The organism is Microcystis sp. LE19-195.1E (genome assembly GCF_027532095.1).
Taxonomy (GTDB): Bacteria; Cyanobacteriota; Cyanobacteriia; order Cyanobacteriales; family Microcystaceae; genus Microcystis; species Microcystis aeruginosa.
Genome location: NZ_JAPZSZ010000132.1, coordinates 1 through 13262, shown reverse-complemented (window position 1 = coordinate 13262; position 13262 = coordinate 1). Strand labels below are relative to the sequence as shown.

Sequence of the window (13262 nt, the reverse complement as noted above, 5' to 3'; positions counted from 1 at the left end):
CTAAATCCGTTGAGTATAGGCTACTTATAAAGGAGAGAACCTCATGCAAAAGGGGGAATAAATAATCAGTTTTTAATAACCAGATTTAGTATTAGCCTGTTGGCGAATTTTATCTTTAATATAGTCGGGAATAGGGCTAGGATTCATGCTTCTAATGGTGAAATTAAGCCTCTTTTAACCGCTTCATTTAATCCTTGAGACTTCTTTAACAAGTTTATTTGATAAATTTGCATCAATGACCAAAGTTCCGTATTTTCAAAGGTTGATAAATCCCTCTCTTGTTGTTGATTGAGCAACTCGCTTAATCTTTGATCCTGTTCTGATGCCATTTGTAATTGAGTTAATTTGATAATTTCTTCATCTGATAATGAATTTAGGGATGAGATTTTTTCGCCTTGATAATTGGGACTAATAGAAAAAGCGATCGCTTCTACTAATATATCATTAAGATCACGGTTAATTGAATGGGCTAAGGATTGAGCTAGATTAAAAATCTCATCCGGTAGGGTTAAAGTAATTGAAATGGCCATAAGCCTTTTTTATGTGGGGTTATAGAGATATTATGATTATAGCTCAAATTCTTGTTACCCATAAGGATAAACTGGTTCAAAAGTAACAGAATAGCTCATTTAAGGTTCTTTTATCAACCTCAGATTTCCAGGCAAGATTTACCGATAACTTAACTCACAGCAAACCCAGTTAACCTACGAGTTTCCAGATCGTAAAAAGCTAAAACTATATCTTCTTTAGAAATCCCCTCCCTTAATAATTCCGTAGCGATCCCTTCCTCAGTCCAATCCTCCTCAATATAAATCTTCTCATTTTTAATCCTAATATGGACTTGAATATTCCTGATTTTTTTCTTGCCTTCCCAACCCATAAAAAGCCAAAAATACTGATCATGTATCTCGTCAAAAACCAGACAACTTTCTTGATCTAAATTAGCAGAACCAGAAACCCATTCGTGATATTCTGTTAATACTTTTTTAATGGCATTACGATATTTTTTTAATCTATCCATTGTAAAATTTTCTCCTTTTCCATCTCAACAACCAGCAAAAGTAATTGATTTATTTTCACAATATCCTGAATTGATTCTCGTCGGAAAAAATTTTCATAAATGCTGTCTTTAATGGCTAGATAAATTTGATATTCTGGTTCGGTAAGACTGATTAAATTTCGATATAAAATATATTGTCCCAAAGCTATTTCAAAATCTCTCATAGGTGAGGGACTTAAAAAGCTTTTGATTTCCACAACAATTTTACGTCCATTTCTTTCAGCAGCCAAAGGTTTTTCTGCTGCTAAATCAGCAAAAATTCAACATCTGTATATTTAATTTTATCAGGATCAGCTAAAATACTCCAACCGTCTTTAATTAAGGCATTTTTCACGGCTTCATGGTAAATATCTTTTGCTGGCATGGTTCTAAAAAAGTAATTTTATTAGTTATATTTAATTTTATTAACAATCCTAAGTCTGATAAAATCGGTAATCAAATTTAAATCAGTTATTTGTTGATTCCCCCCTGGTCCAGTCATAGTAGGGTTAATTCATGAATTAACCCTACCTTGGGAGGATCTGAATTAAAACCCACTTACTTAGGGGAGGATTGTTGATTACTTCCCTCTAGTTTTTTCAGCCCAAACTTTGCTGGGTAATCCCCAAACATAGATGAAACCTTCGGCAGCTTTATGATCAAATTGATCCTCGGCTCCGTAGGTAGCTAAATCGGGAGAATAGATAGAATTGACTGACTGACGACCGACCACTTTAGCGTTACCTTTAAACAGTTTCACTCGCACCGATCCCGTTACCTGTTCTTGGGTTTTGAGGATAAAAGCATCGATCGCTTCCTTTAAGGGACTGTACCACAATCCTTTATAAATTAACTGTCCGTAGGTATCTTCAATTCCCCGTTTATATTGGGTAACATCTCCAGTTAAAGTCAAACTTTCTAGGTCCCGGTGAGCGTCAATTAAAACTAATAAAGCCGGGGCCTCGTAAATTTCTCGGGATTTAATTCCCACTACCCGGTTTTCGATCATATCTAACCGACCAACACCGTGTTTACCCACTAGGTCATTTAATTGACTAATTAGCGTGACGGGAGCGAGATTTTCTCCGTTTAAACTGACGGGAATTCCCTGATTAAAACCAATATCGACGTATTCCGGCTCGTTGGGAGTATCGGCGATCGCTTTGGTCATTAAATAGATTTCTTCCGGGGGTTCCGTCATCGGATCTTCCAAGGGACCGGCTTCAATACTGCGCCCCAACAGGTTACGATCGATACTAAAGGGTGAGGATTTTTTCACGGGAGACTCAATCCCGAATTTTTCCCCGTAGGCGATGGTTTCTTCCCGGCTCATGCCCCATTCCCTGGCGGGAGCGAGAACTTTTAAGCTAGGATTGAGGGCCATAATGCCCACATCAAAACGCACCTGATCGTTACCTTTGCCGGTGCAGCCGTGAGAGACGGCATCGGCCCCGTATTTCTCGGCGGCCTCTACTAATAATTTAGCGATTAAAGGACGAGCCAGGGCGGTAGAAAGGGGATAACGATTTTCGTACAGGGCATTAGCTTGAATTGAGGGAAAAGCGTATTCTTTGACGAATTCTTCCTGGGCATTGACGACTAAGGATTCGATCGCTCCGCAGCGCAGAGCCTTTTCTTGAATTGGTCCCAATTCGTCTCCCTGTCCTAAATCGGCGGCTAGGGTAATCACTTCTTCTACTCCCCATTCCTGTTTGAGATAGGGAATACAGACGGAAGTATCGACTCCTCCGGAATAAGCTAAAACCACTCTCTTGGCGCGTCCCATAATTTTTTCACCTAAAAACGACTAATTGATTACTCTTTTAATTTTATTATATATCCTGGGGATTTGATGCTTCTTTTTTAATGCTTTTTTGTTTAGTTTTTGATGAAGAAAAGGAATAGGAAGTCACGAGCAAAGAGCCAAAACTAAACGGGCAACCAGCCGCTATTTACGTTTACTGGCAGGACGACGGGAGGATTTTTTCGGAGCGGTATTTTTGGGATTATCGTTAGTTTTATCTTTAAATATTGGAATAGTAAAATGAAACTGACTGCCGTTATTTTTGCCCTGGGATTCTGCCCAAATTTCGCCGCCCCAACCATTAACGATCTGACGACAGATAGCCAGTCCTAAACCGGTTCCCCCGGCACTGCGTCGCAGGGCCCCCTCCTCTTGGTAAAAGCGATCGAAAACCTGTTCTAAACGATTGGGTTCGATCCCACGTCCAGTGTCAGAAATGGTTACTTCTAGAGTTTTTGGCTTTCCCGAAGCGACTTCGATCGAGACATTTCCCTCGCGACCGGTAAACTTACAGGCATTATCGAGAAGTTTGGAAAGTAATTCCACTAACCACTCGCCATCGGCTAAAACAAAGGGCAGATTAGGGGGGACAAGATTGCTAATTTTTGGATTTTCGTTGTCGAGATTGCGGGAGTGAACGTGACTGATGGCTAATTCCACACATTCCGATAAGGATAAAGCTTCGGGATTCCAATTAACCCGGCCACTTTCTAACCTGGAAAGAGTTAAAAAATCTTGGATTAATTTACGCATTCGTTCCGCATCTTTCAGGGCAGTATCAAGCATAATTTGGCGCATTTCTGCTGGCATATCCGGTTCCGAGGCCAAACTTTCTAGACAGACTTGAATGGTGGAGAGGGGGGTGCGTAATTCGTGGCCGGTTATGGCGACTAAATTAGAACGAGTGCGATCGAGGGCGGCTAATTGTTCATTTAAATCCTGTAAATTAGCGTAGGCTTCTGCTTGAATGAGGGCGACTCCGATTTGAGTGGCCACCGCGTCCACAAGGGCGACATCCTCGCTTTTCCAAGTGGTGGTATAGGGTCCACAGTGATGCAGTTCCAACATTCCCAAGAGACGACTTTGGTAAAAAATCGGTACTAATAACCAGGAATAGATGGAACATTCCCGCACGAGATTTTGAATGGAATCGCCGGGGAGACGGGGATCGTGAATAGCGTCTTCGATTTTCAGGGATTCTCTCAATTCCAGCACTTCCTGAAAAAGAGGATTATTTTTCAGTGGCCATTTTTGTCCTTTGATGGAACTAATGCCGGAGTTTAAAAATTCGTGTTCGATGGTGGCGTTAATGTCGGCTTCCTTACAACGATAGACCACGCAGCGACAGACTCCCAATCCCTGCCCCAATTTCTGCACTGCCACCTGTAGGATAGCTTCCGGATCGAGGGAACGACGGATCGAGGCTGTCACCGAGTTGATCAGTCTTTCCTTGTGTTCTTTCGATGCCAAGGAACGATTGGCTTTCAGCAGTTTATACTGTCCGGCTTGCAAATAAGTGACCAATCGCTGGACAAAGGGATCTGGTTCCTCTTGATGATCCCTGTCCGTCAGTTCACAGATCAGGTATTCTTCTTGAGCGCGCCTAATTTTCTCCGCTAGTTCGGGACGATAATCGAGAATATGATTTAAAAGAATTTGGGCGGCCTGTTGACTCACATGGCGATCGCTCGTCCAAAGCCCCTCAAAACGGCGATTATTATCCATAGCTGCCCCATTTTCCCCCTTTGCTGTCAGATGGGTTCGTTCCCGACAGATTAAACAACTAGCATAATGGCCACCGATAACCACTAGATGCCATTCTTGGGCTAAACTGTCCTCTGGTTGAAAAGCGATCGTCTCGTAAATGTCGGAACTATGCTTAAAATCGGTTTCTGGGGCCGACAAAACATAAACTTGCCCGCTTTTGTGGGCAATGCGTCGATAGCGATGGGCCTCTTGACGATAAAAGCGCTCACGCTGAAAACTGGCAATCACTAACGGTTGATCGTCTTCCGCTAAAACCTGATCCTCCATGGCGTGGGATAGCGCGGTCAGGGATGCTTTGAAGTACATCTGCGATCGCCATTGGGGGAGTAACTGCAACAGTTCTGTTAAAACAGAAGTTGATCTGCTCATCGATGATCTGTTTCGAGTCGGGTGTAACTAGCAAGCGCGATAGAGGGAACTAGCAATTTCTCCCTTGACCCTATCCTACAGGCTCAAGGGGACAAGAGGTGAGATCGTGACGTCAAGAAATTTAAACCGAGTGATGCCAAAAGTGAGCGAAATTATTCTAGCTAACTAGACGTTGCTGAATAAATCTAAACCTTGTTGGGTAAGACTTTTAGACTTTTGGGAAATCAAAAAGTACCCGCCATTGGAGGGATCGGGGGGAAAATTTAGGGACTTTTTCCCTGAAAATTAGGTAATTTACCAGATGAAAATGGGTAAAACCCTACACCCTACACCCTACACCCTACACCCTACACCCTGCCCCCACGAGAAACTTTTTGCCGCAAACCCTAACTAGATGTAGGCGACTTTCATTGCCCAAAGGATCAGAGCAATAATACTACCGATAACGATAATAGACGAGATCGCCACTACTGCTGGTTTATCGGCCCCCTCGAATTTCATGATGCCACGATTTAAGTCTGACATTGCCCTTAACTCCTTTTCATGAGATGGATGTAGAAAGTATGAGACACTTTAGGATCATAAATTAGCGAACTCTCATCTATCCGTGTTATTAGAAATTGGTATCATTCGGCTGTCTTTAATCATTCTAGGCGTTCTTTTCGCCCTTGCCCTTTTCCTTGAGGCTATTTTAAGAATTGTCTTCGGGTTCGGTAATCCGCTTATTTACGAAGCTGATGCCGAAATTGGCTATCTTTTGGCTCCTAATCAACAAACGCGCCGTTTTTCCAATCTTATCGCCGTTAATCAGTATTCGATGCGGAGCGATCCGATTACACCTCAACGGCCCCCAGAGACGACGAGAATCATGTTAATCGGTGATTCGATCGCTAATGGCTCCTGGTGGACAGATCAAAAAGAGACCATTGCTGCTTTAATTGCCAAAAATTTAGGCCAAAATCTGACGGGTTCAGTGGAAGTTCTCAATGCTTCGGCTAATTCTTGGGGACCGCGCAATCAATCGGCCTATCTCCGACGTTTCGGCACCTTTGAATCCCAGGTGATTGTGTTATTAATGAACACCGATGATCTGTTCGCTTTAGCTCCTAGTTCGGCGGTGGTGGGACGAGAAATTAATTATCCCGCTCGCCGGCCGGCTTTAGCTTTAATCGAGTTGTACGATCGATATTTTAAGCGTTATCCTCCCCTACCACCGGTGCAAGAAGGAGGCGATCGAGTGGGCAATAATTTAACCGCTCTTGCCCAAATTCAAGCCCTTGCTCAGGCTAATCAAGCCCGTTTAATTATCGCTATTACCCCCCTCATTCGCGAAGCTCAAAAACAGGGGCGAGATTATGAATTAAAAGCCCGTCAAAGACTAGCGGATTTCACCAGCAACCAGCAGATTTTTTATCTAGATTTTCTGCCCATTTTTCAAGCCCATCCTACTCCTGATTCCCTCTATATCGATAATATTCATCTTAGTCGAGACGGTAACGAGTTAATTAGTCAAAAACTGACCGAGGCCATCAAAAATGTCTTTTAATTAGGATTTACTGAAAAAGTTTCTTGCTGGGAGCAGGATTCAGGGTTCAGGAGTCAGGGTGATAGGGATTTAGGGGTTTAGGGGTTTAGGGAAATTTCAGCCAAATGCTCCACTTCCCCACTTCCCCACTTCCCCACTTCCCCACTTCCCCACACCCCCACTTCCCTAACAACCATACCAAAGCTTTTCTATCTGCTTTGCCAGATCCGATAACTTGGAGCGATCGCTTGTATCCCTTAACAGGGTGACATGGCCTAATTTTCGACCGGGACGGGATTTTTTACCATACCAAAAAACCTGAGCGTCTGGAATTGCCGCTAAAACTGCTCTTTTTTCGCCATAATCGCCGTCACTATCCTCAAAACCCAATAAATTAACCATGACTGCCCCGGCAGATTTTAAATCCGTGGCTCCAAGGGGCAAATTAGCCACTGCTTGCAGTTGTAGGGCAAATTGCGAGGTAAGACAGGCAGAGAGGCTGTAATGACCCGAATTATGGGTACGGGGAGCGATTTCATTAATCAATACCTCTCCCTGGGAAGTGACAAATAATTCCATCCCGAAAACACCCACCGCCGACAAACTACTTAACAGATGATGGGCGATATGTTCGGTTTGAGCCTGTAATGATTGGTTAAGAGCGGCGGGAGCAATCACCCAGTGACAGACTTGCTCCTCTTGATGGGTTTCCACCACGGGATAGGTGACGATTTCCCCGGTTAATCCCCTAGCGGCAACGATGGCTAATTCGCGCTCGTAGGGAATATAAGCTTCTAACATCAAGTCAAGACGCTCTAATTGCCGCTTTTTGGCGTTTAATTCTTCAGGAGTGCGGATAATAAAGGTTCCTTGACCATCATAACCCTGTCGTCGCGCTTTCAGCACTAGCGGAAAAGGATAATTTTCTAGTTGGGATAAATTATCTATTGCCCAAAAATCAGGCACAGGCAACCCTAGGGAGCGTAAATAACATCTTTGCTCGTATTTATCCAATAGGGGGCGCAGATTTGCCAAACTAGGATAGAATTTCACTCCTGTGGCCGCTAATTCTTCTAGGGCATCTAAATTAACAAACTCATTTTCAAAAGTGATCAGATCACAATGTTGAGCTAGTTTTTTTGTGCCTTCCACGTCAGCTATTTCTGCGAAGACAACCCCGTCAGCTAAAGCAACGGCGGGATCGTCGGGGTTTGGTGTTTGTACAATTAGAGAAATGCCTAATTTCTTGGCTTCCTGTGCCATCATCCAAGCTAATTGTCCACCACCAATAACACCAACCCTTGTTTGCATCATTGATCACATCCTAAAGATTCCGGGGTAGAGACGCCGGTTTTTGAGTTGACACCCTCGGCTCTTTCACAGAGATTTTTGATTTGTTGAGCGTCAAGCACTGCAAAACTAAAATCAGCACCGTTGATGTTTACTCCCTCGAAAATGGTACGCAGCATGATCGCTTCGGCAAAAATGGCATCGCTTAAATCGGAATTTTTAAAGGTACTCAGATAGGCTAACCCATTGGTTAAGTCCGCTCCATGAAAGTTGCCTTCGATGATAGAGGCTCCGTTAAACACTGCCCCGCGCAAATCGGCAGAACTAAAGTTAGAATCTTGGAGATTAACGTTAGTAAATTGGGCAGATTGCAAATTTTGTCCCGAAAAATCCTTTCCTGTCAGATTCTGGTTTTCATAACTGGCATTGGCTCCTGTGACAGCAGCAGAACTGGCAGCTAAGGCATTGACAGGAGATAGGATAAATAGTAAGGCAAAAAAAGCGATCGCTAATCGAAAGATAGTCTTCATTGGCGGCAAATTCCATCAGTGGGCATTCTTGATTTTATAGCAGTAAGTCATCAGCCGTCAGCTTTCCGCTGGCCGCCAGAAATTGCCGGCACACAAACCTTTATAATGGCTGTCTAGGCTTATACTGCCATGCAATTTGGTCTAAACAAAAATATTTAAGCCACGGGCCCCCAGTTTTCAGCTAAATAAAGTAAAAGACAAAAGTTAATTCATTTTCTCTCTCCTGACTTCTATTTCTAAGGACAATTTCTGATTTATACAAGAGGTTTGATGGATACACCGCAACTTTTATTCAATGGTTTAGCCGTCGGCAGTATTATTGCTCTGGCTGCTGTTGGGTTAACCCTTACCTGTGGCATTTTGCGTCTGTCTAATTTTGCCCACGGCGATTTTATGACTTTGGGTGCTTACATAACTTGGGTGGTAAATGCTCAAGGGATTAATCTCTGGTTAGCGATGCTGGTGGGGGCAGCGGTGACAGCTATTGCCATGCTCATTGCCGAGAGATTATTATGGAAACCTATGCGCGATCGACGGGCTGATTCTACCACTTTAATTATTATTTCGATCGGTTTGGCTTTATTTCTTCGCAATGGTATTTTAATGATCTGGGGCGGTAGTAATCAACGCTACGATCTGCCTGTGATGACCGCTACAGAAATTTTTGGGATTAAAGTAGCTTTAGATCGCTTGTTAGTTATTGGTTTGGCAATTATAGTTATTATTGCCCTCCATTTGTTATTGCAAAAAACTAAGATCGGTAAGGCGATGCGCGCCGTAGCTGACAGCACCGATTTAGCTAGAGTAACCGGAATTAACGTCGAATGGGTTGTCTTCTGGACATGGATAATTACGGGAGTTTTAACTGCTTTAGCCGGAGCGATGTTCGGGTTAATTACTGGGGGAGTGCGTCCCAATATGGGCTGGTTTTTAATCTTACCAATGTTTGCCGCCGTGATTTTAGGTGGTATTGGTAATCCCTACGGAGCGATTGCTGGGGCTTTAATTATTGGTGTTGCCCAAGAAATTAGTGTTCCCTTAATTGGTTCTGATTATAAATTAGCCGTGGCTTTATTAATTATGATCTTGCTGTTATTATTCCGTCCCCAAGGTTTATTTAAAGGCACGGTTTAACAGTTATCAGTTATCAGTTATCAGTTATCAGTTATCAGTTATCAGTTATCAGATGTAAGTTTTAAGTTTGAAGTTTTAAGTTATTTATAGCGCTTTTCACGTTACTGAGGTATCGACAAGTTTTGCCAACAAAGGACTTAAGCCCCTTGCCCATGCCTCATTCTGATGAAAACTGCTATATTTACTGATTACTATTTACTGTTTACTGATTACTGTTTACTGATTACTGTTTACTGATTACTGAAAAGCCCAATCTTTAATCCTGAATATATTCTTCCCCGGTGATTAAAGCGTATTCAGCGCGGGTGAATTCTCGACCTAAATAAGCTGCATGATCGAACATAGTAATCAGTTATCAGTTATCAGATGTAAGTTTGAAGTTTGAAGTTTTAAGTTTTAAGTTTTAAGTTATTTATAGGGCTTTTCACGTTCCTGAGGTATCGACAAGTTTTGCCAACAAAGGACTTAAGCCCCTTGCCCATGCCTCATCCTGAGGAAAACTGCTATATTTACTGATTACTATTTACTGTTTACTGATTACTGTTTACTGATTACTGAAAAGCCCAATCTTTAATCCTGAATATATTCTTCCCCGGTGATTAAAGCGTATTCAGCGCGGGTGAATTCTCGACCTAAATAAGCTGCATGATCGAACATAGTAATGGGACAAGGTTGGGTTTCTTCGATCACTTTGACGGCTAATTCTTTGGCAGTCCTGGCGGTGTAAATAGTCTCAGGATTGCGATCAAGTTTTTGCCTAACACCGATAACTTTTCCCGTTTCTGGATCGACGGCTAAACCTTTTTCGTTAATAATATTGCTGTAATGTTTGGCACAGATTAACCCAGCTTCTCGGTCGAGATAAATAATAAAATATCCTGCGGGATCGAGAGCGATCGGACGTTTGGAAAGTTGATGATCAATAGCTGTGATTTGGGATTTTAATTCGCTCATTTTTTTGACAAAATCACTTAAATATGTAGATGAAAGCAAGAGCAAATTATATCACATACCATCATCCTTTTTCTAGAGCATTTTGTAGATATAGGCCGTATTTTCTGTGAGCAAATCTGACCTACTGAGCAATAATACTAAATCCTGTTTAAAAAGTATAGGAGCGCGGGGAGCGCTGGAGGAGGGAGAAACAATCCATAACCTGAGAGTTAATCGGACTATTAATACTAAATCCGTTGAGTATAGGCTACATATCAGGACAGGCAAAGGGCAAGAGGCAAGAGGCAAAAGGGGGAATAAATAATCAGTCTTTAATAACCGGATTTAGTCTAAAAACGGATTTGGTATCATACCAGCTGCAATGTGGGGGCGCAAAGCTCGCGCCCATAATGTATGGTCGAAAAATAACAGGCTGATGGCTGAGAGCTTAACCCTATAAATTTTCTTCTACCAAAGCCTCAACCCGTCCTGTTTTGACCGCTTCCACCAAAGCGGCGTGATCTCGTTCTGTCTGCTCGGCATAAGCGATCGCAAATTCGCCCAGGGCTAGATCGAACTGATCTCCTTTCCCCAAATAACCGCTAATAGTGGCCGCGTCTCCAGATTTAGCGTGGGCGCGGGCTAAGGTCCAGCCACAGAACTCGGCGTAGCGTTGCAGTTGGACGGCCGATACTCCCTCAATCGGTAGGGAAAACTTCATATCCCGCAGTTGCCGTAAATAGAAGTCGTTGCCCCCTCTTCCCCGGGTCCAGCCTAAAAATATGTCGCTAGAGGATTGCATCAATCTCTGGCCTGTAACTACCCGTTGTCCCTGATTTTCATACTGGCTCTTGGCGGTATAGGGTTCCAGAACCGAAGGGCAAGCCTCCTTAACTTGTAGGATGAGGGGATGGTTATCTTCCGAGAACAATAGGGCGATATAACATCTGGTGCCGACACTGCCAATGCCCACCACTTTCAGGGCAAAGTCCTCTAACTGGTAGCGATCGAACAGGACCCGGCGTTCCTCTGGCAGGGATTGGCGATAATCTTCCAGACCCTCGCGCACGAGAGTCTCCCAATCCGGTTCGTTGACATGGTAGAGAATGGGCGGCTGATCGACAAAGCGATTGCGTCCCCCGCTTTGGGTGACGATCTTGGGGTAGAGATGTTCGATGATGCGCTCGCGGGCCTTTGTCATCATCTGTTCCCGTATCTTGCGCGTCTTTTCGTCGGGAGCCATCTCGATCACCTGTTCTACTCCTATGCGCGTGTACCATACCTCTAAGGGACTGAGGCGAGAATATTCCCGCAGGTGTTCCCGATAGGAACGAGCGCAATCGATCGCCGCTGCCTTCGATTCTCGATCGGATAGATCGCTATCCCTGCCGGCGATGACAAAGCTGACCACTAGACGCTTGAGATCCCATTCCCAAGGTGCGGGCAGGGTTTCGTCGAAATCGTTAATATCGAAGACTAAATTGCGTTCGGGGGTGGCAAAAAATCCGAAGTTCAAGAGGTGGCAATCCCCGCAGGCCTGCACGATAATGTCGGTTTTGGGAGTGGTGGCCAGATCGTAGGCCATCAAAGCAGCGGAACCGCGCAGGAAGGTAAAGGGACTCCGCAACATCCGTCCGTAGCGGATAGGAATCAATTCCTGTAATCGCCCTCGATTTGATGCTTCGATGATCTCGATCGGCTCTCGACCAGCTGCGGGGGGTTGCCAGATAGCGTGGCGAGAACGCGGCAATCGCTCCCGGAGGGATTTACCGATCTGGATGCGTTCCTCCCGTGAACGGAATCGAGCTTGAGAGGGTGACCGGATAGGGGTTTCTATTTGGTGGTTCATAACGACTTTTTCCCCTGAATGAGATTACATCCCTTGCTGTTAGATGACTAAATGAATACAAGCAATAGGAAATAGATAAGTCAAGACTGATGGTTCCCCTTCTTGGATAACTTTCTAACATTTCCTCCTGTAGAGATAGCTTCTGATGCTCGGTTCAACAATTAATCTTCACTCGCCTCTTATCCGGGGAAGCTCAACATTATCGATGATACATTTTTTTCTGGAATGGCTATCTCTTAAATTTGCTTAACTTTTAGCCCAATGGCAGCCCTACTATTTCGATTATATCTTGCTCAAAAATTGCTAGCGGAATGCTCGTAACAAAATTTTATCTAATGGTCAGCCTTCAGCCAGGGGCTAAAATCTCGCTCTTTTGTCGGGAAAAGGGGTGCCTATTTCAGGTTAAAGGTGAAAATTTCCCCCTTGCCCGACTTCTGTAAGAAGTTTTCTGTTGATTTTTTTGGGTGATGATTTGGTAGTATTAGTTTAGGTCTGTGAACCGAGAATTTCCCCCTAGATTGTCTAGAAATGAGCGGTGAAAGTGTCAGTCTTGAGCAGGGGATGATGGGGGTGGGTTACGATGATGAAACGCCTCGATCGCTTCCTCTAGAGTTGGATAAATACGTTCGGTCGAGATCGTCTCGGATAGGTCTCCTTTTTTTAATTGGTGATATAAATGTTGCTTCACCCGCGCCATGGCAAAAGTAATACCACTACCGATTAATTCTCGATTTGACATACTCCCACCGTCAAGCTAGGCTGTGACGGGGGATTCTTGACCTATCACTATCGGAAATTCCTTGTTCAACGAGACAACTTAGATTCTCAATGTCTCCATTAAGAATCCAGAGGCCGGACTCTCCCCCCCCTTGCCCCCCCGCCCCCCCTTATTAAGCTATCCATTAGTCAGATCTTTCTTAACAAAAAGAGAAGAAACTTAAAAAAAAGGGAAACGATTGATAGGTATAGTTTTGAAAGAAGGAATTAAGGTGGAGGTAAGCAAAAAAATGGAGAAATGGGCA

The 13262-nt window shown here is 43.7% G+C and carries 12 protein-coding genes and 3 pseudogenes; 2 read left to right on the top strand and 13 right to left on the bottom strand.

What is annotated here, in order from left to right:
- Window positions 1-143: 143 nt before the first annotated feature.
- The 6 genes and pseudogenes from O9300_RS07890 to O9300_RS07865 form a co-directional block, all read right to left on the bottom strand.
- A complete protein-coding gene (locus tag O9300_RS07890; protein WP_052278256.1) occupies window positions 144-530 on the bottom strand; it encodes a hypothetical protein in 387 nt (128 codons plus the stop codon).
- Window positions 531-679: 149 nt separating this feature from the next.
- On the bottom strand, window positions 680-1021 hold the full coding sequence (locus O9300_RS07885) for a XisI protein (RefSeq protein ID WP_287971112.1): 342 nt from the start codon (window positions 1019-1021) through the stop codon (window positions 680-682).
- A pseudogene (locus O9300_RS07880) lies at window positions 1009-1424 on the bottom strand (XisH family protein). The gene O9300_RS07885 and the pseudogene O9300_RS07880 overlap by 13 nt, the downstream one beginning before the upstream one ends.
- A 195-nt stretch (window positions 1425-1619) precedes the next feature.
- On the bottom strand, window positions 1620-2825 hold the full coding sequence (locus O9300_RS07875) for an argininosuccinate synthase (RefSeq protein ID WP_002797600.1): 1206 nt from the start codon (window positions 2823-2825) through the stop codon (window positions 1620-1622).
- A 162-nt stretch (window positions 2826-2987) separates the two neighbouring features.
- Complete coding sequence (locus tag O9300_RS07870) at window positions 2988-4979, bottom strand: DICT sensory domain-containing protein (protein WP_287971109.1); 1992 nt, start codon at window positions 4977-4979, stop codon at window positions 2988-2990.
- A 390-nt stretch (window positions 4980-5369) separates the two neighbouring features.
- Window positions 5370-5504: a hypothetical protein gene (locus O9300_RS07865; RefSeq protein WP_002736350.1), complete on the bottom strand. Its 135-nt coding sequence runs from the start codon at window positions 5502-5504 to the stop codon at window positions 5370-5372.
- An 82-nt stretch (window positions 5505-5586) separates the two neighbouring features.
- Here O9300_RS07865 and O9300_RS07860 point away from each other — a divergent pair, with 82 nt between their 5' ends.
- Complete coding sequence (locus O9300_RS07860) at window positions 5587-6525, top strand: SGNH/GDSL hydrolase family protein (protein ID WP_287971106.1); 939 nt, start codon at window positions 5587-5589, stop codon at window positions 6523-6525.
- A gap of 165 nt (window positions 6526-6690) precedes the next feature.
- On the opposite strand, the gene O9300_RS07855 is transcribed toward O9300_RS07860, so the two are convergent.
- The gene (locus O9300_RS07855) at window positions 6691-7818 is read right to left on the bottom strand and encodes a 5-(carboxyamino)imidazole ribonucleotide synthase (protein WP_287971104.1); all 1128 of its coding nucleotides are present in this window, start codon (window positions 7816-7818) and stop codon (window positions 6691-6693) included.
- Entirely contained in the window at window positions 7815-8324 is a 510-nt protein-coding gene (locus O9300_RS07850) for a pentapeptide repeat-containing protein (protein ID WP_002760385.1), read from the bottom strand. Before O9300_RS07850 ends, O9300_RS07855 begins: the two co-directional genes overlap by 4 nt.
- A gap of 270 nt (window positions 8325-8594) precedes the next feature.
- On the opposite strand from O9300_RS07850, the gene O9300_RS07845 reads away from it, so the two are divergent.
- Complete coding sequence (locus tag O9300_RS07845; protein ID WP_287731723.1) at window positions 8595-9458, top strand: branched-chain amino acid ABC transporter permease; 864 nt, start codon at window positions 8595-8597, stop codon at window positions 9456-9458.
- Window positions 9459-9714: 256 nt separating this feature from the next.
- Here O9300_RS07845 and O9300_RS07840 read toward each other — a convergent pair.
- From O9300_RS07840 to O9300_RS07820, 5 genes and pseudogenes are all read right to left on the bottom strand, one after another.
- Window positions 9715-9807 (bottom strand): annotated as a pseudogene (locus O9300_RS07840) (DUF4346 domain-containing protein); the annotation flags it as partial.
- A 221-nt stretch (window positions 9808-10028) separates the two neighbouring features.
- The gene (locus O9300_RS07835) at window positions 10029-10412 is read right to left on the bottom strand and encodes a DUF4346 domain-containing protein (RefSeq protein WP_002747361.1); all 384 of its coding nucleotides are present in this window, start codon (window positions 10410-10412) and stop codon (window positions 10029-10031) included.
- A 433-nt stretch (window positions 10413-10845) separates the two neighbouring features.
- On the bottom strand, window positions 10846-12240 hold the full coding sequence (locus O9300_RS07830) for a DUF2252 domain-containing protein (RefSeq protein ID WP_287971103.1): 1395 nt from the start codon (window positions 12238-12240) through the stop codon (window positions 10846-10848).
- 544 nt (window positions 12241-12784) lie between these two features.
- Entirely contained in the window at window positions 12785-12979 is a 195-nt protein-coding gene (locus O9300_RS07825) for a sulfate transporter (RefSeq protein WP_287971102.1), read from the bottom strand.
- Between the two features lie 10 nt (window positions 12980-12989).
- Window positions 12990-13103, bottom strand: a pseudogene (locus O9300_RS07820) (zinc ribbon domain-containing protein); the annotation flags it as partial.
- Between the last annotated feature and the right edge of the window lie 159 nt (window positions 13104-13262).